Genomic DNA, 20,914 nt, shown 5'->3' on the forward strand with positions numbered 1-20,914 from the left:
GTTCGGTCTTTTCGGTTCACTCTCCCACGTCAGCGCCGTGCAGGGCACCGAGAAGGATCTTGCGAAGTCGGTCGTCGGTAACTGTCCGCTGACCCGGATATGCACCGGCCGATACCTGGCCGATGACGTCGTTCAGGTCGCCTTCTCGGAGTCCGAGTTGCGCCAGCGATCGGGGCACACCGAGTCGCCGTGCGAGCGCGGCGAAACCATGTGCGGGAGGTGCTCCGAGTGCGCGTTCCAACGCCGCGGCCGCCTCGGGCTCCGTCTCGAGCATGAAGGCCGCGACATGCGGTAACACGACGGCGTGCGTCGCTGCGTGCGGAAGATCGAAGGTGCCCCCCAAGACGTGACACAGCTTGTGGTGCAGTCCCATCGTGGTGGCGCCGAGACAGGCACCGCAGAGCCATGCGCCACGGAGTGCGGCTGCGCGGGCGGCAATATCGCCTGGGTTCGAGACGACCCGGGGCAGAGCTTGCGCGAGAGAGCGCACACCTTCTTCCGCCATGAGCGAAGTGATCGGCGAGCGGTCCGGCGCGTAGAGCGCTTCCATCGCATGTGCCATTGCGTTGAGGCCGCTCGTCGCGGAAACCTCCTGCGACAGGCCGATCGTCAGCTCTGGGTCGTAGACAACGCTGTGCGGCAGCACTTTCCGGTCACGACCCGTCGTCTTGCGACCGTCTGCTGTCATTCCCCAGACCGGTGTCATTTCCGAACCGGCGTAAGTCGTAGGCACTGCGACGATCGGCAGACCAGTTTCCAGGGCGATGGCTTTGCCGAGCCCGATCGTCGATCCGCCACCGATCGCGACACAACTGTCGGCGCCGGCATCGGTGGCTGCCTGCGTTGCCGCGCGCGCAGTGGCAGCGGGCACATGCATTTTCGCGCCGCTGAACACTCCCACCGATCGTGAACCCAGGAGGTCAGCAGCACGGTCACCGAGCCCACGATGTCCCGGTGTGCTCAGTACGAGCACTTTGCCGAGACCGAGGTGCTCGAGTTCGTCGGCGAGTCGTCCGATTGCGCCCACCTCGAACACGACCCGCATGGGCAGTGCCTCGTAGGTGAACTTTTCGGTCACTGATCGACCTTGGCCAGGACGATGTCGAACTCCGCGTGCCTGCGGTCGCCGTCCGCCACGAACTCGGTGATCAGGCTTTTCTTCACCGCGAAGACGGCGTCGCTGTCGATGTACGGGCTGTCCGCGACGAACACGTGAGTGGTCACCGGCTCGTAGCCCTCCGCCTGCGCGATGAAGTGAATGTGGGCGGGCCGGTACGGGTGCCGGTTCGTCGCATTCAACAGTCGGCCGACCGGTCCGTCGGTCGGTATCGGGTAGTGGCTGGGCACCACCGTGCGGAAGTGGAATCGTCCATTCTCGTCGGTGCGGAAGACTCCGCGACCGTTGCCCGCAGGTTGCGTATCGGGCTGCTGCACGTCGTAGAAACCGTCTTCGTTGCATTGCCAGACATCGACTTCCGCGTCTCGCAACGGGACACCGTCGAGGCCCGTGACCGTTCCGGAGACGGTACAGGGCGTGCCGGTGCCGATCTCGTCGATGGTTTCGCCGAGCGCGCGACTCGGCGATTCGGTCATGTGAAATGGGCCGAGCACGGTCGCTTCGGTTCCGCCCACTTCGGTGCCGTTGATGGTCTCCACGAGCATCGATACACCGAGCACGTCGGACAGCAGGACGAATTCCTGCCGCGTGTCGTCGCAGGTGTGGCCGACCTCGGTGAGGAACTCGATGGCGTGCTCCCACTCTTGGCGGCTCGGCTTCGTCTCTTTGACGAATGCGTGCAGATGCGTGGTCAGGCTCGTAAGTATTTCGCGCAGGCGCGGATCGGGCGTCGCGTCGAAGCTGGCAACTACCGCGGCGGTGGCACTTTCCTCGGTGAAGTCCATGATCCCTCCCTTTGTATCAGCGCTACCTACGCGGCACGGACAGCGACCTCGATGATCGGCGCACCAGTTGCGGCACGAACCTCATCGACGGAAATTCCGGGCGCCGTTTCGACGAGTCGCAGCCCATCGGGGGTTACGTCGAGGACCGCCATGTCGGTGATGATCCTTTGCACGCAGCCCAATCCGGTCAGCGGCAGGGTGCACTCGGCGAGAATCTTCGGCTCACCCTTCTTCGACACGTGTTCCATCATCACGATGACGCGACGGGCGCCGTGGACGAGGTCCATCGCGCCGCCCATGCCCTTGACCATATGGCCGGGAATCATCCAGTTCGCGAGATCGCCACGGGCGCTCACCTGCATTGCGCCGAGCACCGCGACGTCGACGTGGCCGCCACGAATCATCCCGAAAGACTGTGCGGAATCGAAGTACGACGCACCCGGCAGGACTGTGATGGTCTCCTTGCCGGCGTTGATCAACTCGGGATCCAATTCGTCTTCGGTGGGATAGGGCCCGACCCCGAGCACCCCGTTCTCCGAGTGCAACACAACGGTGATGTCCGGCGAGAGATAGTTCGGTACGAGCGTGGGCATCCCGATGCCGAGGTTGACGTACTGGCCGTCTTCGAGTTCCTGTGCGACGCGCGCCGCCATCAGTTCGCGGGTGAGTTTCATGCCCTGACCGTCCTCTTCTCGATGCCGACTGCCACCTTGCCGACGTGGACCACGCGCTGCACATGGATGCCCGGGATGTGCACCTCGTCCGGGTCGATCTCGCCGGGCTCGACGAGGTGCTCGACCTGCGCGATCGTGATACGTCCCGCGGTGGCGGCAGGCGGATTGAAATTCTTGGCACTGCGGCGGAAGACGAGGTTGCCGTGCCGGTCACCCTTCCACGCATGGACGAGCGCGTAGTCGGTGACGATGCCGCGCTCCATGACATACGTGACGCCGTCGAACTGTCGCGTTTCCTTGGGCGCGGTCGCCACGGCGATGCCGCCCTGACCGTCGTAGCGCAGCGGCAGCCCGCCGTCGGCAACCTGGGTGCCGACGCCCGCCGGTGTGAAGAAGGCCGGGATGCCGGCACCGCCGGCCCGCATGCGCTCTGCGAGGGTGCCCTGCGGGGTGAGTTCGACCTCGAGTTCGCCGGAAAGATACTGCCTCGCGAACTCTTTGTTCTCCCCGACGTACGAGCTGACCGTGCGCCGGATCCGGCGTGCCGCCAGCAGGACGCCCAGGCCGAAACCTGCTGTCCCGCAGTTATTACTGACAACTTCGAGATCGGTCGCGCCCTGCTCGAGGAGCGCGCCGATCAGAACCTCGGGAACGCCGACCAGGCCGAAGCCGCCGACAGCGAGCGACGCGCCGTCGGGGATGTCGGCGACCGCCTCGGCTGCGGAAGAAATGACCTTGTCCATCATGTCGACCAGCATAGCGCGGGGCGTGCGTATTGTGAACCCACGTTCGTATCGCGAACATTCTTCTTGATTGGGTGAGCGAGCTGTGGCTATGATGTTCGCATTGCGGAAGCATGTCCATATGACGAACATGGGGTCGAGATAGTGGTTGAGCTCGCTTACCAATTGACGGGTCCGCGGCCGGATGCGCCCACGGTCGTCCTGCTCGGCTCGCTGGGTTCGGACCGGTCGATGTGGGATCCACAGGTCAGCACACTTGCCGCCGCGTACAACGTGCTGGCCGTCGACGTCCGCGGACACGGCGAATCACCGGTCCCTACAGGCAGTTACACAGTTTCAGCGCTCGCCGGCGATGTGCTCGAACTGCTGGACCGGCTAGGCCTGGAAGCGGTGCACGTTGTAGGACTGTCACTCGGTGGAGCGATCGCACAGCACCTGGCCGCATCGGCTCCGCATCGCGTCCGGACACTTACCCTCCTGTGCACCGCGGCGAAGTTCGGCGAACCCGCGGGCTGGCTCGAACGGGCCGCCTTCGTGCGCGAGCAGGGCACGGCCGCCCTCGCCGGAGCGGTCGTCGCACGGTGGTTCAGCCCGGCGTTTGCCGATGAGGACGTCGTCGCACGGTCGCTTGCCATGGTCGCCGGAACACCGGACGAGGGCTACGCACGTTGCTGCGAAGCGCTCGCGAGCTGGGACGGACGGGAGGCCCTCGGGCGCATCGCCGCACCCACTCTGGTGATAGCCGGCGCCCAGGATCCCGCGACCCCGCCTGCCACTCTCGCCGCGATTGCCGACGGCGTGGCCGGTGCCACGCTGCACGTTCTCGATCCCGGGGCCCACCTTGTGAACGTCGAACAGCAGGATGTGGTGTCGAAGCTGATTGCCGAGCACATCAGTGCCGAAAACATCGAGGGGCCATGACAGAACCGACACCCGATTACGTCCAGTCACTTGCTCGCGGGCTCGCAGTGATAAGGGCGTTCGACGCCGAACATCCCCGCCAAACGTTGAGCGATGTCGCCAAAGCGACAGACCTCACGCGCGCGACAGCTCGGCGATTTCTGTTGACGCTGACCGAACTCGGCTACGTCCGTGCGGATGGCACCATGTTCTCGTTGACGCCGCGCGTCCTCGAACTCGGCTACAGCTACCTCTCCAGCCTGAGCTTGCCCGAGGTGGCTGGTCCGCATCTGGAAGCGTTGGCCAAGCAGGTCCACGAGTCGGCTTCGGTGTCGATCCTGGACGGCACCGACATCGTTTACGTCGCACGCGTCCCGGTCAGCCGGATCATGACCGTTTCCATAACGATCGGCACCCGGTTCCCGGCATTCGCGACATCGATGGGACGAGTACTGCTCGCCGGCCTCTCCCCTGCCGACCTCGACGACTACCTGGCGAAGGTCGAGCTCAAACCCTTGACCGGCAGGACTATTGCGAGCGTCGATGCTCTCCGCGAGGAACTTGCCCGCGTCCGGAACAGCGGGTTCTGCGTCGTCGATTCGGAGCTCGAAGAGGGCCTTCGATCGCTCGCCGCGCCGGTTCGTGATCAGACCGGCGCAGTCGTCGCCGCAGCGAATATCTCCACCCAGTCCGCGCGCTACACCGCCGCGGCAATTCGGAAGGAGCTGCTCCCCGCGCTCCTGGCGACCGCCGAGGCGATCCGCCTCGACCTCGCACGTGTCAACACCCAACCCTGAGGAAAATCCATGCCCGACGCCGTCATCTGCGAACCGCTACGAACGCCCGTCGGGCGGTTCGGAGGTGTGTTCAAGGACGTTCCCGCCGACGTTCTTGTCGCAACTGTTATCACGGAGCTGGTGTCCCGCACCGGAATCGACGGTTCGCTGATCGACGACGTCATCCTCGGCCAGGGCTCACCGAACGGGGAGGCTCCTGCGATCGGCCGGGTCGCGGCGCTGAATGCCGGCCTGGGCGTCTCGGTTCCGGGGATGCAGGTCGATCGACGATGTGGTGCCGGCCTGCAAGCAGTGGTGCAGGCGTGCATGCAGGTCGCGACCGGAGCCAGCGATCTCGTGCTGGCCGGCGGGGTCGAGTCCATGAGTCAGGTCGAGTTCTATGCGACCGGAATGCGGTGGGGCGTAAAGGGCGAAGGGGTGTCCTTGATGGACCGCCTCGCGCGAGCACGCGCCACCGCCGGCGGTCGTGACTTCCCGGTGCCCGGCGGGATGATCGAGACCGCCGAGAATCTGCGAGCCGAGTTCTCGATAAGTCGCGCGGACCAGGATGCATTGGCTGTCCAATCCCATAAGCGCGCGGTTGCAGCGCAGCGGTCGGGAGTGTTTGCCGAGGAGATCGTGGGAGTCCCCGTTCCCCAGCGCAAATCGGCTCCCGTCGTCGTCGATACAGACGAACATCCGCGGGCCGATACGACTTTGGAGTCTTTGGCCAAGCTGCGGGCTGTGCGGTCGTCGATCGATCCGGAATCCACTGTCACCGCGGGCAATGCGAGTGGCCAGAACGACGGTGCGGCGGTGTGCATCGTGACAACACCCGAGAAGGCCCGCGCGTTGGGCCTGCGTCCGCTGGCTCGACTGGCGTCCTGGGCCGTCGCGGGGGTGCCGCCCCGGACCATGGGGATCGGTCCGGTGCCGGCCTGCGAGCGTGCCCTCGCCCGCCTAGACCTGAAACTCGACGACATGGACGTCATCGAACTGAACGAAGCTTTCGCAGCGCAAACGCTTGCGGTGCTTCGCACCTGGGGCATCGAACCGGACGACCCGCGCTTGAACCCGCACGGCTCCGGAATTTCCCTGGGCCATCCGGTCGGCGCCACCGGTGCCCGGATGCTCGCCACGTTGCTGCGCGAACTGGACCGTCGCGAAGGTCGGTACGGGCTCGAAACCATGTGCATCGGTGGGGGCCAGGGCCTGGCCGCGGTTTTCGAGCGGGTGTAAGGGTCGGCGTGTCGGGTTGGCGCGTCGCCGAAACCCGCCCAGCCGCACCCCTTTTCGGGACTCGCACCTGATTTAGGGCCCAAAACTCGGTGCGGATCCCTAAAGTCGCTGCAACTGAGCAGGTTCGGCGTGTCGGCGTCGGCGCGTCGCCGAAACCCGCCCAGCCGCACCCCTTTTCGGGACCCGCACCTGATTTAGGGCCCAAAACCCGGTGCGGATCCCTAAAGTCGGTGCGACTGAGCGGATTCGGCGTGTCCGGTCGGCGCGTCGCCGATACCCGCCCAGCCACACATCGCTGGACCGGAACCGCACATTCGCGCGGCCCCGGCCCAGTTGCCCGATCAGCGGATCAGCGGTTCTTGAAGTACGAGACGTCGTCGTTGCCGATGAGGTCGGGGACCGTCCAGCCGTCGAGGTCGTACTCGGACAGGCACTGTTCGGCCAGCCCCTTCATCTGCGACACTCCGCCCCGAGCCTGCGCGGCGAACAGCAGTTCCGCCTTGACGTTCTCGTGGTTGCCCGAGTAATTGCGCTCGTACAGCTCGTGCCGGCCACCGAACTCGGAGCCGACCGAATCCCACAGTGCCTTCATGATTTTCACGCGTTCGACTGCCGGCATGCCGTCGGACCCACGAACGTACTTGTCGAGGTACGGCCGGACCTCGGCGCTCTTGAAATCCAAAGAGCTGGAAGGCAGATAGATCAGTCCGGACGCCACGTCCTGCTCGATGATCTCCTTGACGCGCGGGTAGCCCTGAATCATGAACATGCGGTAGGTCAGGCCGTATTCGAGCTTCGGGATGACGGTGTCGCCGATCCACGGCTCGGGGTCGCGCGCCATGGATTCCGACAGCGACCAGAACAGGTTGCGCCAGCCGATGACCTCGCCGACCCGTGTCTGCACACCCCGGAACCCGCCGGACCCGGTTGCGTCCAACGCCTTCATAAGCAGGCCCGCGATGAAGTCGAGCTTGACCGCCAACCGCGTGCAGCCCTGGAAGGTGAAGCGCGGCAGGAAGCCTGACTGCGGGAAGAATGCGTTGATCTTCTCGACGTCGCCGTACATGAAGACGTTTTCCCACGGCACCAGCACTTTGTCGAAGACGAAGATCGTGTCGTTCTCGTCCATCCGCGACGACAGCGGGTAGTCGAACGGGCTACCCATCACTGCAGCGTTCTGCGTGAACGACGAACGGCAGATGAGCTTCACGCCTGGTGCATCCATCGGCACCGTGCAAATGAGCGCGAATTCCTTCTTCTTGATCGGCAGACCGTAGTGCGCGATGAAGTTGTAGTTCGTGATCGCCGACCCCGTCGCAACCACTTTGGCGCCCGACACGATCAGGCCGGCGTCGGTCTCCTTCTCCACCTTCATGAACACGTCGCCGACCTCGTCGGGCGGCAGATTCCGGTCGACCGGCGGGTTGATGATCGCGTGGTTCCAGTACAGAACCTTCTCCTGCGACTCGCGATACCAGCGCTCAGCGTTGTCTTGGAACGGCGAGTAGAGCTCCTTGTTCGCATGCAGCGTTCCGAGGAACGACGCCTTGTAGTCGGGGCTGCGGCCCATCCAGCCGTACGTCATCCGCGCCCACGTGGCGATGGCGTCGCGCTCCTTCAGCAGGTCGTCGGCAGAGTGCGGTGCCTTGAAGAACGGCATCGTGACGCCGCCGTTGCCGGTGTCGGTCGGGCTGGTGACCTTGTCTACGTGCTCACCGGTGTGCATCGAGTCGTACAACCGCGCGGTCATACGAATCGGGTTCCGGAACGCCGGATGTGTCGTGACGTCCTTGACGCGCTCGCCGTGCAACCAGATCTCGCGGTCGTCTTTGAGGGACTCGATGTACTCGTTGCCGGTCATCGGCCGCGTTGCGTAGTTCTTCGGACCGGGAGCCGCGGTGGGAGCGTCTTCGATGATTGTCATGTCGTTCCTTTCGAGTGAATCAAACGGTCTGATGGAGATGCATCGGGGTGAACGAGGTCGTGGCGCCGAACCAGCCGACCTCCGGGTCGTCGCACGACCCGTTCCATGGGACGTGCGCAGATGGCACACCCAGTTCGTGGAATGTGCTGCGGTAGAAGATCAACGGCGGTTTGCCGCTCGAGACGGCATCGACGATTTCGCCGATGAAGATGATGTGGTCGCCGCCGTCGTACTCGGCCCACGGAACACACGAGAACGTTGCGGCAGAACCGCAGATGACGGGCGAGGTCGGTCCGTCTGCCCACAGCGGTTCGGGGACCGACGGCCGCCCGGCGAAATGCATTGCCGTATCGACCTGGTCGGCCGCGAGCACGTTGACCGCGAACGGCGCGCCGCTGAGGTACTTGCACGCCTTCGACTTCTTCGTCATCGTGATCTGGCAGAGTCGCGGTTCCATGGAAATCGCGGTGAACGCCGTGACTGTGGCACCGTGCGAGTTTCCGTCGCCGTTGCGGCACGTGATGACGGTGACGCCGCTGGCGAACTGACCGAAGACGTTCCTGAGTTCGCTGCTTCTCGAGTCGCGCTGACCGGCCATTGCGGGCCTCCCTTCGATAACTGGTGTTGACGAAGGTAGAACCGGCGTACACGTGCGTCGATCCGCTGAACGCGGAGTCGATCCACATTGCGCGGCGGGTTGCGACGCCGGTCACATTGGCACTTGGCAGCTGCGGTAGTTCACACTTGAATGGAGGAACAGTGAACAACGAACCGCGTGCGAAGCCGACCGTCACCGATCCACGGGATTGGGACGAAGCTTCGCATGCCGTTTCCGATGCTTATTTCCCCCACGAACTGCATCCCCTCACCCATTCGACTGCGTCGAATGTCGAAGTCGACAGCATGGCGATCGGGCCGGTTCGCATCGCGCACATAGGGTGGGGTGCCCCGGTCACTGTCGATACTGCCCATCCGGGCGGGTATGCCGTGAACGTTCCCCTTTCGGGACACCTCGAGTCCGTCATCGGGCACAGGGAGTTCGTTGCGACGCCCGATTCCGCGACCATCTATCCCCCGGACACACCGACGTCCATCCGGCGCTGGTCCGAGTCGTGCCGGATCATCGGAGTCCGGTTCGAGCGCGACTACCTGCACCGCGAGATGAACAAGATCCTCGCCGGCAACTCGGTCCCGGTACCCGACCAAGTCGACCTCAGAGGTCCGGCGGGTGCCGGCTGGTTACGGTTGGTGCAGTCGCTGGCCGACCGGTCGACGGGTCCGCAGCACCCGCTTGTGACCGAGCAGCTGTCCGGAGCGCTGACGACGGCATTCGTGCTCGCCGCCGTTCCTGACGAGCCCGGCGCAGCGCGGCCACGCCCCAGAATCGTCAAACGTGTGCTCGACGAAATGCACGACGACCCGGCGCGACCGTGGACCGCTGCCGACATGGCGGAAGTTGCCGGCGTCAGCGTTCGGCGTCTGCAAGAGGGGTTCCGCGAGTACATGGGCGTGAGCCCACGCGACTGCCTTGTCGACATCCGGCTCAGGCGCGTACACGAGGACCTCGTTCGCGGCGACGGGATCTTCACCGTCGCCGACATCGCGATGCGCTGGGGCTTCACGCACACCGGCCGATTCGCAGCCGCCTATCGCCAGAAGTACGGCGAAGCACCCTCGGAAACGTTGCGCGGGTAGCGGACTCACGGTGGTGGTAGCACGACCACCGTTTCGGTTGCCCGCTCGACTGACATACCGTCGACGGTGCGGTGAACTGGGTCGGTTCACACACTCGGAGGGGGATTCGGTGCAGGTATCGGGCAGGGTCGGTGTCGGACCACGTCGCGCGATTGCATTTCTCGTTGCGGCAGCAGTGCTTCTGAGCATCGGATTCGTCGTTGCGCCAGCACCATTCGCAGGGGGTGGCTACGGCACCTTCTACGACAACAGCCCCCTGGTGGATTCCCTCGGTGTGAACTTCGCTGACTATCGGCGCGCAGGTACGGGCATCCCGAGCCCGGGCCTACAGGACATCATCGACTACTGGTCGCGCTATCACGTCGTCAAAGCCCTGCTGGCGACCCTGTTGCTCGGTGTCCTCATTGCGCTGGGAATCCAGCTGTGGGGAAAGTTTCGCGATGCCCGCACAACGACGTCGCTCGTTGCCGGCGGGGTGGCTGTCACCATCCTCGCGGTGGTCGCATTGATCTTGGTGATCGCGAACATTCAGGGTGCGCTCGCACCGTTCGCGTCGCTGTTGCCTCTGGTGCCCGCGGTACAACTCGACGAGGTTGGACGCGCCTTCGCAGACGCCGGCGCCAGCAGCCACGACCCGGTTCTGGCGGCGATCGAAAGCGATTTCGTCCGCTATCACGCGATCCTGGCTGGGATTGCCGCCGTAGCGACAGTCGCGCTGATTGCGGCAAATGTGTTGTTCTGGAGGCTGTTTGCCAACGCCGCGGACAGCCGTATCAGACGCGCATCCGCGGCATTCGGTATTTCGGGCGCCCTCCTCGCCTTGGGTCTGCTCGTCGTGATTGCGGCAAACGTGAGCACAGCAATGGCGCCGTCGGAACCGCTACGGAACTTCTTCGGTGTCACCTAATCGGTGTCGGACAGTGAGAGCGCCAGCTCGCTACGCGAGCGCACGCCGAGCTTCGCGTACACACGCGTGAGGTGGTACTGGACCGTCTTCACCGAGAGGAACAACTCTTCCGCTGCCTCTTTGTTGCTCGCCCCGCGGGCGACCAGACCGGCGACGGCCTGCTCCTGTGGCGTGAGATCGCCGAACGGATCCTCGTTGCGTTTGCGATCGATTCCGCCCGCACGAAGTTCACGATCACAGCGCTCGACATACGACGACGCTCCAAGCGTCACATAGCCGTCTCGAGCCGCGTTCAAGACCGTATCCGCCTCACGGCGTTTGCCCGCTCGCCGCAGGGTCTGGCCATAGGCGAAGTTGATCCGCGCACGGTCGTACGGCAGCGGCAGCGCGGCAATGCTTTCCAACGATCGCTCGAACACCGCCCGGGCTCCGGCAATATCGTTGCGAGCGCCTAGAATTCGGCCACGCACGTAGCCCAGTCGAGCACTCGCCGACCGGTGCCCCCGCTGCTCGGCTCTCGCCTCGTGCGCAGCAAGGAAGCCGTCCGCAGCATCGACCCGACCGCTCATCACGAGCGCGTTCGCGTACACGTCCGGCCATGGCCAAAATCCGGGCTCGTCGATCCCGGCACGCGGCTCGACGCGCGTCAACGGCTCCAGCGCGCGGACTACAGCGGCATAGTCCGCCTTCACTTCGGCACACTGGGCCGTGGCGAGGGCAGCCGGGATGAACATCATCTGGTAGTCGCGGCTGCCTGCGGAGCAGCGCGACAGATGCCGGTCTGCAGTCGGCCAGTCCCCGCGCAGCGCGGCGATCTGCGCGCCGGTCCAATGCACCAGTGGGCGCAGAAGATCCAGCTCGACGTCGTCGAGCGTCCGCGCCGACCGCTCGACCGAAGCGTAGGCCTCGTCCCACGCACCCAACGCGAACTGCGTACGCGCGAGCCACGCACCAGCCCACAGCGAGATTCGCGCCGACCCCTTCCGAAATACGGTCGGAACTGCACTTTCCAACTCGTGGCGAGCCGCGTCGGGATCGTCCAGGGCAAGATCCAGCCAACCCTTGCCCATCTGAAACCGCTGTGTTTGTGCACCCCGTGTTTGCGCACCCCGCGCGGCGCCGAGCTCGGTGTAGGCGGCGCGCGCTTCGACGGTGCGACCCGAAGCCCCCAGCCCCAGCCCCAGGATCGCGGCCGACTCGACGGCAGCGGGACTCCCCGGCTCAGCCAACTCGACGGCACGATTCGTCCAGTCCACCAGATCTGGCCCATGCCAACGACCCAACGCGTCCAGCACCTTCCGCTGGCAGATCAACGCGGCAGTCTCGGGGTCGGCAGTAGGGTCGCAGTGGCGCCATGCCTCGTCGAGCAATGCGGTGGCTTCGGCAGTCCGACCAAGTTGGATTGCGAGATACCCCAGCACTGCGTCACGCATCGCACTACGCGGCAAACTTTCCAGTTCTGCGGCGTATTCCTTTGCCTCGGGCAGTCTTCCAGCGCCGACGAGGGCATCGACCGCACGGATCAGCCGACGCTCGCGGCGGGCAGCGTCGACGCTGACCCGACTGGCCCGGATCAGGGAATCGGCGACCGCCGCCCATGCGCCGACGCCGGCAAGTTCGGCGGCGTGGCGCTCGAAGCGGTCAGCGAGCACTTCATCGGACACCGGTTCGGCGGCGGCAAGATGGCGCAATTCAGCGCCCTCGTCCGCGGCGATCTCAGCCGCGCGCAAGTGGAGCTCGCGTGCTCGGCGAGGTCCTAGTGAATTCTGAATTGCGGCTCGCACGAGTGGCTTTCGAAAACGCACCACACCCAGACCCCGGGTTTCGCCGAGCGCAACCACGTCCCGCAGCTCGTCGAGCACATCGATCGGATCGGCGAGGTCGGCGAGGTCGGCGAGGTCGGCAACCTGCGCGACCGGCGCATCGTCGCCCAGAACCGCAGCCGCTTCCAGCACGGCTCGCGCGGCCGCGGAACATTCGAGCAGCTGCGCTGCGACACCCGCCGCGACGGCCTTCGGCACCGGCAGGGTCGATTGCCAATGGTCCCAGGCACTTCGAGGGGTTTCTGCGAAAATACACGCAAGATCGCGTGGATTGCCATCCGTGTGGTCCACGAGCGCGCGGGCGGTCGGCGCAGACAATTCGACGCCACTCACAGATCGCGCAAGCTTCTGAACTTCGGCAACACCGTACGGAGCCAGCCTGATTCGCGTCGTTGCGCCGTCGAGCAGGTCTCGGACAGCAGTCGGCATAGGTGTTTCCGCACTGTACGCGGCAACGACCAACGTCGGGCTCTCGCCTATCCGCACGACGGAGAACAGCACTTGCAACGACTCCAGGTCCGTCCACTGCGCGTCGTCTACGACGATCGACCGCGGGGCCTCGAATTCCCGTGCGACCGCATGAGCGGGACCGTGCGGAGTCCGTTTCGTCAGCTGCTCGAGCACACCATATGGCCGCTCGCTTTCCCACTGTGCGGCCACCGCTCCTGCAGTGCCGGGGTGCGCAGTCAGAAACTCCTCGAGCACAGCTGTTTTGCCCGACCCCGACTCGCCCTCGATGATGACGAACACAGCACTCGACGCGCCGAGCAGGCGTTCGAGCTCGGCGCGTGCTCTTTCGCGGCCGATCAGCACTCCCCTACCGTAATCCGCTCAGCCAAGATCGCCGCCCGCAACGGGCAATACCGATCCGGTGATGTAGGAGGCTTCCCGCGAAGCCAGGAAGACGATCGCGGCGGCTTGCTCGTCCAGACTGCCGTACCGATGCAGCAGCGACGACTGCACCGTCTGATCGACGATCTCCTGGTACCAGGCCTTCTCCTGTGCACTCTGTGCCGCAGGGCCGCGGACAACCCGGCGCGGAGGGGCATCGGTTCCGCCCGGCGCGGTTGCGACGACCCGGATTCCGTGCTGAGCGGCTTCCATCGCGAGCGACGCCGTCAAGGCGTTGACCCCACCTTTGGCCGCTGCATAGGGCACTCGATTGACGCCGCGCGTCGCGACCGACGACACATTCACGATCGTGCCGCTGCCCTGCGCGATCAGGTAGGGAAGGACTGCGCGGCAGGTCCACAGGGTCGGGAACAGTGACCGCTCGATCTCAGCGCGAATCTGATCGGGCTCGTAGTACTCGTACGGCTTCGCCCAGATGGTTCCGCCGACGTTGTTGATCAGCACGTCGATTCGTCCGTGCTGCTGGCGGGCCTCGTCGATCGCCGCCTGCGCCGAGTCGTGCTGCTCGAGGTCTGCCGTGATGCTGTAGGCGTCGAATCCGTTCTCACGCAATTGCTTCGCAGTGTCATGGACAAGCTCGGCACGGTCGATCAACACGACTGCACCGCCTTCGGCTGCGATACGCGTCGCAACGGCACCTCCGATTCCCTGTGCAGCGCCGGTGACAACGGCGACCGTCTCGTCGAATCTGCCTGGAGAGATCATGCGACCTGGCTCATTTCGCGCGCCGCCGGGTTGAACTTCTCGAAGTAGAAGTTGGCGGGAGTCACCCCGGTCGAATGCAGATGCTCACGCACAGCCTCGACCATCGGCGGTGGACCACAGAGATAGACGTCGACATCACCGTCGTTCACATGGCCGTCCTCGATCAGCCCGGTGACGTAGCCCGTGCGCGGTGCCGCGCTGTCCGGATCGGAGACGCAGTACTCGAACGTGAAGGCCGGCAGGTCCTGCGCGAAGACGCGCAAGCGGTCCAGTTCGACGAGGTCGGCGTCCGACGAGACGCCGTAGATCAGATGAACCGGCCGGTCGACGGCGTTCTCGCGCAATGTGTCGAGGATGGCCATCAGCGGCGCGAGGCCGGTACCACCTGCGAGCAGCAGCATGGGCCGGGCCGGTTCGCGTAGGAAGAAGCTACCCATCGGACCCGTGAATTCGAGGCGGTCGCCGACCTCTGCACGTTCGCGGAGGTACGTGGACATCGCGCCGCCATCGACGATCTTCACCAGGAACGACAGCGTGCCTGCGTTCGGGCCGGTGCTGAACGAATACGAGCGCGTGACGTCGGTACCGGGCACAGCAATGTTGACGTACTGGCCGGGCAGGTAGGCGAGCGAACCACGGTCGTCGACCTCGACGGTGAAGCCGATCGTCGTGTCCGAGTAGCGGCGAACCTCTGTGATTGTCGAAGAGTGCGATGCGGCAGCGGTTTTCGCTACCAGCGATGTCGATGCGATCTGCAGGACGAGATCGGACTCCGGGACCATCTGGCACGGTAGGCAGTAACCCTCCTCGGCCTCGTCGTCGGTGAGCGCATCCTCGATGTAGTCGCCGCCGTCGTAACGGCCGGATTCGCAGAACGCTTTACACGTGCCGCAGGCGCCGTCGCGGCAGTCGAGCGGGATATTGATCCGCGCACGGTAGGACGCGTCGGCGACCGTCTCGTCGGCGTCGCAGTCGACGAACCGGGTCACGCCGTCTTCGAAGCTCAGTGCAACGTGGAAAGTCATGTCAGTCAGCTCGATTCAGATGTGGTAGATGTCCACGACGTGGTGGATGTAGTCGTTCTTGAGCACGACCTTCTTGCGCCGGATCAGCGGCTGCGGACCGGAGAAGTCGATCGTGTAGTACGAAGTCCCGAAGTAGGTGTCGACGGTGTTGTAGCGGAAGTACAACGTGAACCAGTTGAACCGCACATCGACGAGATCTGCCTGCTGCGAGACGATTTCGACGTTGGTGATGTTGTGCCCCGTGCGCGGTTCGGGCAGGCTGGTTGCGCTCGACCGGTCCGTCTTGATGCGGAACACCCGGTCTTCGATCCCGCCCCGGTTGGCGTAGTAGATGAGAGAGATCTCGGTCATCGGGTCGGTGGTGAGGTCGCCGTCGTCGGCCCACGCCGGCATCCAAAATTCGGAGTCGGGGTGGTAGCACTCGATCCACTTGTCGAATTCGCGGTCGTCGAGATAGCGGGCTTCGCGGTAGAGAAACTCCTGTACGTCGGTGAGCGCGATGGTCGGTTCGGCTACTGCAGTCATCTTCACGCCTCCAATGCGCGAGTGAGGGCACTTACCCAGTAGCCGTGCTGAATTGGGTACAGCCCCTCGTCCTCGGTCTTGATGCCACTCGAAATTGGATTGATGCCAATCTTTTTCGCGTCTTCGTCCGGGCCCGCGAGTTGGTGGGTGACGCCGCGGCTCAGGTCGTTGAACGGCGCGCTACCCGCCAGGTACGTCTTCTGGCACGAGCGGAACTCCTCGAGATCGTCGGGAGTCGCCATGCCGGTGGCGTTGAAGAAGTCCTCGTACTGGCGAATTCGGTGGGCACGGGCAGTCGCGCTCTCACCCTTCGGCGCGATGCAGTAGATGGTGACCTCTGTCTTGTCCACGGAGATCGGGCGGAAATGCCTGATCTGCGAACCGAATTGGTCCATCAGATAGACGTTCGGATAGAGGCACAGATTGCGCGAGACGCCGATCATCCAGTCCGCGCGGTCCTGGCCGTACTGCGCGACGAGCTCGTCTCGCTTCTCACTCAACGGACGGTTGGCCGGATCGGCCCACTTCGTCCAGAGCAGGAGGTGGCCGTTGTCGAACGAGTAGTAGCCACCCTGCTGCTTGGACCACTTCCCCGCGTCCATCGCCTTGGTTTCGTTGGTGGATTCACCGGTGGTACGCCGCGAGGTCGTTGCCGCGTAGTTCCAGTGCGTCGCGGACACGTGGTAGCCGTCAGCGCCGTTCTCCGCCTGTAGCTTCCAGTTGCCGTCGTAGGTGTAGGTCGACGACCCGCGCAGCACCTCGAGACCGTCGGCCGACTGATCGACGATCATGTCGATGATCTTGGTCGTGTCACCGAGATGCTCGGCGAGTGGCACGACGTCGGCGTTCAGGCTGCCGAACAGGAAGCCGCGGTAGTTCTCGAACCGGGCGACCTTGGTCAGGTCGTGCGACCCGTCTTTGTTGAACTGCTCGGGATAGCCGGCGTCGCGAGGATCCTTGACCTTCAGCAACTTGCCGGAGTTGTTGAACGTCCAGCCGTGGAAGGGGCAGGTGAAGGTGGTCCGGTTGTCGGTTTTGCGACGGCAGAGCATGGCGCCGCGGTGACTGCACGCGTTGATCAGGGCATTGAGCTCGCCGGCCTTGTTGCGCGAGATCATGATCGGCTGGCGTCCCATGTAGGTCGTGAAGTAGTCGCCGACGTTCGGAATCTGACTCTCGTGGGCGAGGTAGATCCAGTTGCCTTCGAAGATGTGCTCCATCTCGAGGTCGAACAGCTCCTCGTCGGTGAAGACGCTGCGCCTGACCTGGTAGCGGCCGGTTTCGGGGTCCTCGATGAGGGCGTCGGAAAGTTTGCGATGTAGGGCTGTCTGGTTCAAAGCGATGGTCATTGGATTCCTCCAGCTTGGGCTGGAGCCAACCTTCGCAGCGTGTGTCCGCAGTCACACTAGGCATTTACCCAGTGCTGACTAGGACATTTTCGGATGCCCCATGTCGGCGCTCAACAGCGCCGCAGCTTCGAGCACGCACGGAACTGCCTGCGCACGAAAATCTTCCGGGGTATTACGAGCTGTGGAGGTCGAGCACGCGACGACGCCCACAACCGCACCGCTGACGTCGCGAACCGGTGCCGCAAGCGAGATCAGCCCCTGCTCGAGCTCTTCGGAAGTCAGTGCGTAACCCTGCTCGCGCACCTTCGCAAGCTCCCTTTCGAGCTGCTCGGCGGTGGTGATGGTGCCGGTCGCGAGCTTGCCGAACGGTGCCTGATCCAGGACCGGTGCGAGCTGTTCGGGCGTGCCCCAGGCCAGGAGCGCGCGGCCCATCGACGTTGCGTACGCGGGCACGCGCGTGCCGACCGAAACGTTGATGCTCATGATTCGCCGCACCGGCACACGCGCCGCGTATACGACGTCCGTTCCATCGAGGACGCCGAGAGACGCGGACTCCCCCGTCGCCTCCGCAACCTTGAGCAGACGCGGCATTGCCGCCTCGAGCAGGGTGTGGGTCGCCGAGTAGTGCTGCCCGATGCTCAGCACCCTCGGCGTCAACGTCCAACGGCCGTTCGACCCGGACACGTAGCCGAGTCGTTGCAGTGTCAGGAGAATGCGCCGCACAGCCGGTCTGGAAAGCCCTGTCCGACTTGCCACTTCGGCTAGCGACGGGTTCGGATGCTCGGCGTCGAACGCAAGCAATACAGCGAAGCCGCGCTCGATGCTCTGCACGAAATCACGATCGTTGTCGATCTGCTCGCTCATTTTGGCCCGCCTCGATGGTTGACAACACTTGTGAGTGCGCGCACAGTAAACGTGTACGCAATGCGTATTGATTGTACGCATAGCGTACACACGAAAGCTACAGCCCAGCCCAGGAGAATTCTGATGACCACTCTCGAATCGCCGACCGCGGTCGGCTCCGGAACCGCCGCCACCGACAAGTTCAAGAACGAGCGCGTCTCGGCAGACACCTCGCCGGAGCGGTTGGCCGCGATCGCCAAGGACGCACTGGGCGCCTTGCACAAGGTGATCCTCGACCACGGCGTCACCTACCCCGAATATCGCGTGTTCAAGCAGTGGCTCATAGATCTCGGCGAGGGCGGCGAGTGGCCGTTGTTCCTCGACGTATTCATCGAGCACGCCGTCGAAGAGGTTCTCGCGCGCAGCCGCAAGGGCACGAAGGGCAGCATCGAAGGCCCGTACTACATCGCCGATTCGCCGAAGCTCCCGTCGGTGTGCACGCTGCCGATGCGCGACGAGGACAAGAAGTCGACACCGCTGATCTTCTCCGGCCAGGTCACCGATCTCGACGGCAACGGCCTGGGCGGTGCCACGCTCGAGTTGTGGCACGCCGACGAGGATGGCTACTACTCCGGATTCGCGCCGCACCTGCCCGACTGGAACCTGCGCGGCACGATCGTCACCGACGACGAGGGTCGCTACGAGATCACCACGATTCAGCCTGCGCCGTACCAAATTCCGACCGACGGCCCGACCGGTCAGTTCGTCGAAGCGCAGAACGGCCATCCGTGGCGGCCGGCACACCTGCACCTGATCGTGTCGGCACCCGGCAAGGAGTCCGTCACCACGCAGCTGTACTTCAGTGGCGGCGAGTGGCTCGACAGCGACGTAGCATCGGCGACGAAGCCCGAGCTCATCCTCGACCCCAAGCGCGCCGACGACGGCAAGAACTACGTCACCTACAACTTCACCTTGGATCCGGCGTGACGAACGACCTGACGATCGTCGGCGTCGAGACAACGATTCTCGACGTTCCGCTGATCCGACCACACAAGTTTGCAACAACCACGATGTCGGCGCAGCCCCTCTTGCTCATTGCCGTCCGGACCGCATCCGGAGCAATCGGATACGGGGAGAGCGTCGTTCCCGGCGGGCCGTGGTGGGGCGGCGAGTCCGTCGAGACGATGCAGGCGCTGGTCGAGAAGTACATGGCGCCCGTGCTCATGGGCCGACGCGCCGACGACATCACAGCGATCATGCGCGACATCGAAAGAATAGTTGCAGCAGCACAATTCGCCAAGGCCGGCGTCGAGATTGCCCTGCACGACGCATGGGCGCGGTCTCTGAACGTGCCGGTGCACACGTTGTTGGGTGGCGCGTTTCGGCGCAGCGTCGACGTGACGTGGGCACTGGGTGCGGCGCCGGCTGCCGAAATAGTGGAGGAAGCTACTGCACTGCTGGATGCGCGACGGCATTTCAGTTTCAAATTGAAGATGGGTGCGCTCGATCCCGAGACGGACACGCGTCGGATCGTCGAGATCGCCGAGGCACTACGCGGCAAAGCCGGGGTCCGGGTCGATATCAACGCGCGCTGGGACCGGCTCACGGCCCTGAAGCACCTGCCGCGCTTGGCCGACGGAGGTGTGGAGCTCATCGAGCAGCCGACGCCGGGCGAGCAGATCGAGGTATTGGCCGAGCTCAATCGAATTTTGCCGATTCCCGTGATGGCCGACGAGAGCGTGCAGTCTCCGCATGACGCCCTCGAAGTGGTTCGGCAACGAGCGGCCGACGTCATAGCGATCAAGACGACCAAACTGGGTGGGTTACGACGGAGTAGGGAAACCGTCGCCGTGGCGCGTGCCGCGGGCATCGCCTGCCACGGTGCGACGTCGATCGAAGGACCCATCGGTACGGCCGCGTCCATCCACTTCGCGTGCGCGGAACCTGGAATCGATTTCGGCACGGAGTTGTTCGGCCCGTTGTTGTTCGAAGAAGAGTTGCTGATCCGGCCGCTGCAGTACTCCGAGGGTCAGGTCCATCTGCCGGAAGGTCCGGGACTCGGTGTGGAGCTGAACATGGACGCGGTCAAGACCTGGAGCCGAAACTGATGGCCCTCTTTCACGTCCGGATGGACGTCGCAATTCCGCACGACCTAGACCCCGGCATACGCGCCGAAACCCTTGCACGAGAGAAGGAGTATTCACAGAACCTGCAGCGGCAGGGTAAGTGGGTGCACATCTGGCGGGTGGTGGGTCGATACAGCAACATCAGCGTCTTCGACGTCGAGTCCCCCGACGAACTCCACGAGATCCTCTGGAACCTGCCGCTTTTCGCCTACATGACGATCGACATTCTCCCGTTGGCGGGGCATCCGAGCGCGATTTCGGAGTAGGTCTCGATCCCGGATTGGACTGGACTGGACTGCCGAAGGGGCTTCCCGGCGCGTGATCCTGCCACCCCTCGGCGTCGCGGCTCGGCGTGTCCCGCCCCGCGTGTCCACCCCCGCCCCGCCGAGAAGGCTCCTACCGGGGACGCCACTCGCCCGACGCCCCAACAACCGCCTGGTCGGCGTCGCGGGTCGGCGTGCCCCGCTCCGCATGTCCACCCCCGCCCGCCGAGAAGGCTCCTACGGGGGACACCACTCGCCCGACGCCCCAACAACCGCCTGGTCGACGCTTGCGGGTCGGCGCGTCCCGCTCCGCATGTCCACCCCCTCCCGCCGAGAAGGCTCCTACCGGGGACGCCACTCGCCCGACGCCCCAACAACCGCCTGGTCGACGCTTGCGGGTCGGCGTGCCCCGCCCGGCGTGTCCACCCCCTCCCGCCGAGAAGGCTCCTACCGGGGACACCACTCGCCCGACGCCCCAACAACCGCCTGCTCGACGCCGCGGGTCGGCCGGTCCCGCCCCGCGTGTCCACCCCCGCCCGCGAACCGCGGCGCCTCACTCACCTCGTGTAGACGACCCGACCGC

The 20,914-nt window shown here is 64.6% G+C and carries 18 protein-coding genes and 2 pseudogenes; 8 read left to right on the top strand and 12 right to left on the bottom strand.

Annotated features, from left to right (window positions below):
• Positions 1 to 16: 16 nt before the first annotated feature.
• The 4 genes from JGU72_RS14085 to JGU72_RS14100 are packed head-to-tail and all read right to left on the bottom strand — an operon-like array spanning position 17 to position 3,319.
• Positions 17 to 1,078 (bottom strand): maleylacetate reductase, encoded by a 1,062-nt coding sequence (locus JGU72_RS14085; protein WP_199684490.1) that lies wholly within the window; start codon positions 1,076 to 1,078, stop codon positions 17 to 19.
• Complete coding sequence (locus JGU72_RS14090; RefSeq protein ID WP_199684491.1) at positions 1,075 to 1,902, bottom strand: dioxygenase family protein; 828 nt, start codon at positions 1,900 to 1,902, stop codon at positions 1,075 to 1,077. Before JGU72_RS14090 ends, JGU72_RS14085 begins: the two co-directional genes overlap by 4 nt.
• A 26-nt stretch (positions 1,903 to 1,928) precedes the next feature.
• Complete coding sequence (locus tag JGU72_RS14095) at positions 1,929 to 2,576, bottom strand: CoA transferase subunit B (RefSeq protein WP_199684492.1); 648 nt, start codon at positions 2,574 to 2,576, stop codon at positions 1,929 to 1,931.
• Positions 2,573 to 3,319: a CoA transferase subunit A gene (locus tag JGU72_RS14100; RefSeq protein ID WP_199684638.1), complete on the bottom strand. Its 747-nt coding sequence runs from the start codon at positions 3,317 to 3,319 to the stop codon at positions 2,573 to 2,575. The genes JGU72_RS14095 and JGU72_RS14100 overlap by 4 nt, the downstream gene beginning before the upstream one ends.
• Before the next feature lie 141 nt (positions 3,320 to 3,460).
• On the opposite strand from JGU72_RS14100, the pseudogene pcaD reads away from it, so the two are divergent.
• The 3 genes and pseudogenes from pcaD to JGU72_RS14115 form a co-directional block, all read left to right on the top strand.
• Positions 3,461 to 4,219, top strand: a pseudogene (gene pcaD / locus JGU72_RS14105) (3-oxoadipate enol-lactonase); the annotation flags it as partial.
• Between the two features lie 17 nt (positions 4,220 to 4,236).
• The gene (locus JGU72_RS14110; protein ID WP_199684493.1) at positions 4,237 to 5,016 is read left to right on the top strand and encodes an IclR family transcriptional regulator; all 780 of its coding nucleotides are present in this window, start codon (positions 4,237 to 4,239) and stop codon (positions 5,014 to 5,016) included.
• Positions 5,017 to 5,025: 9 nt separating this feature from the next.
• Positions 5,026 to 6,234, top strand: coding sequence for an acetyl-CoA C-acetyltransferase (locus JGU72_RS14115; protein WP_199684494.1), 1,209 nt, complete (start codon positions 5,026 to 5,028; stop codon positions 6,232 to 6,234).
• A gap of 349 nt (positions 6,235 to 6,583) precedes the next feature.
• Here the strand turns inward: JGU72_RS14115 and JGU72_RS14120 are convergent, their stop codons facing one another.
• Positions 6,584 to 8,158 (bottom strand): 4-hydroxyphenylacetate 3-hydroxylase family protein, encoded by a 1,575-nt coding sequence (locus JGU72_RS14120; protein ID WP_199684495.1) that lies wholly within the window; start codon positions 8,156 to 8,158, stop codon positions 6,584 to 6,586.
• A 19-nt stretch (positions 8,159 to 8,177) separates the two neighbouring features.
• On the bottom strand, positions 8,178 to 8,756 hold the full coding sequence (locus JGU72_RS14125; protein WP_199684496.1) for a flavin reductase family protein: 579 nt from the start codon (positions 8,754 to 8,756) through the stop codon (positions 8,178 to 8,180).
• 161 nt (positions 8,757 to 8,917) lie between these two features.
• Between JGU72_RS14125 and JGU72_RS14130 the strand changes: the two genes are divergently transcribed.
• The gene (locus tag JGU72_RS14130; RefSeq protein ID WP_199684497.1) at positions 8,918 to 9,853 is read left to right on the top strand and encodes an AraC family transcriptional regulator; all 936 of its coding nucleotides are present in this window, start codon (positions 8,918 to 8,920) and stop codon (positions 9,851 to 9,853) included.
• Positions 9,854 to 9,962: 109 nt separating this feature from the next.
• Positions 9,963 to 10,760, top strand: a complete 798-nt coding sequence (locus JGU72_RS14135) for a hypothetical protein (RefSeq protein WP_199684498.1) — start codon at positions 9,963 to 9,965, stop codon at positions 10,758 to 10,760.
• On the opposite strand, the gene JGU72_RS14140 is transcribed toward JGU72_RS14135, so the two are convergent.
• The 6 genes and pseudogenes from JGU72_RS14140 to JGU72_RS14165 form a co-directional block, all read right to left on the bottom strand.
• Entirely contained in the window at positions 10,757 to 13,396 is a 2,640-nt protein-coding gene (locus JGU72_RS14140; RefSeq protein WP_199684499.1) for a helix-turn-helix transcriptional regulator, read from the bottom strand. The two genes, JGU72_RS14135 and JGU72_RS14140, sit on opposite strands and share 4 nt — an antisense overlap.
• Positions 13,397 to 13,414: 18 nt before the next feature.
• Positions 13,415 to 14,200: a 1,6-dihydroxycyclohexa-2,4-diene-1-carboxylate dehydrogenase gene (locus JGU72_RS14145; RefSeq protein ID WP_199684500.1), complete on the bottom strand. Its 786-nt coding sequence runs from the start codon at positions 14,198 to 14,200 to the stop codon at positions 13,415 to 13,417.
• A 20-nt stretch (positions 14,201 to 14,220) separates the two neighbouring features.
• Positions 14,221 to 15,225: pseudogene (gene benC / locus JGU72_RS14150) on the bottom strand (benzoate 1,2-dioxygenase electron transfer component BenC); the annotation flags it as partial.
• Positions 15,226 to 15,240: 15 nt separating this feature from the next.
• The gene (gene benB, locus JGU72_RS14155; RefSeq protein WP_199684502.1) at positions 15,241 to 15,750 is read right to left on the bottom strand and encodes a benzoate 1,2-dioxygenase small subunit; all 510 of its coding nucleotides are present in this window, start codon (positions 15,748 to 15,750) and stop codon (positions 15,241 to 15,243) included.
• A gap of 2 nt (positions 15,751 to 15,752) precedes the next feature.
• Positions 15,753 to 17,099 carry a benzoate 1,2-dioxygenase large subunit gene (gene benA, locus JGU72_RS14160; RefSeq protein WP_199684503.1) on the bottom strand — a complete coding sequence of 449 codons (1,347 nt, stop codon included), beginning with the start codon at positions 17,097 to 17,099 and terminating at the stop codon, positions 15,753 to 15,755.
• Between the two features lie 78 nt (positions 17,100 to 17,177).
• Positions 17,178 to 17,963 (bottom strand): IclR family transcriptional regulator domain-containing protein, encoded by a 786-nt coding sequence (locus tag JGU72_RS14165; protein WP_199684504.1) that lies wholly within the window; start codon positions 17,961 to 17,963, stop codon positions 17,178 to 17,180.
• A gap of 123 nt (positions 17,964 to 18,086) precedes the next feature.
• Here JGU72_RS14165 and catA point away from each other — a divergent pair, with 123 nt between their 5' ends.
• From catA to catC, 3 genes are read left to right on the top strand one after another with little or no spacing between them, the layout of a single operon-like run.
• Complete coding sequence (catA, locus tag JGU72_RS14170) at positions 18,087 to 18,929, top strand: catechol 1,2-dioxygenase (protein WP_199684505.1); 843 nt, start codon at positions 18,087 to 18,089, stop codon at positions 18,927 to 18,929.
• On the top strand, positions 18,926 to 20,050 hold the full coding sequence (locus JGU72_RS14175; protein WP_199684506.1) for a muconate/chloromuconate family cycloisomerase: 1,125 nt from the start codon (positions 18,926 to 18,928) through the stop codon (positions 20,048 to 20,050). Before catA ends, JGU72_RS14175 begins: the two co-directional genes overlap by 4 nt.
• Positions 20,050 to 20,334 (top strand): muconolactone Delta-isomerase, encoded by a 285-nt coding sequence (catC, locus tag JGU72_RS14180; RefSeq protein ID WP_199684507.1) that lies wholly within the window; start codon positions 20,050 to 20,052, stop codon positions 20,332 to 20,334. Before JGU72_RS14175 ends, catC begins: the two co-directional genes overlap by 1 nt.
• Positions 20,335 to 20,914: the final 580 nt, after the last annotated feature.

It is taken from the genome of Antrihabitans auranticaus (assembly GCF_016481275.1).
Classification (GTDB): domain Bacteria; phylum Actinomycetota; class Actinomycetes; order Mycobacteriales; family Mycobacteriaceae; genus Antrihabitans.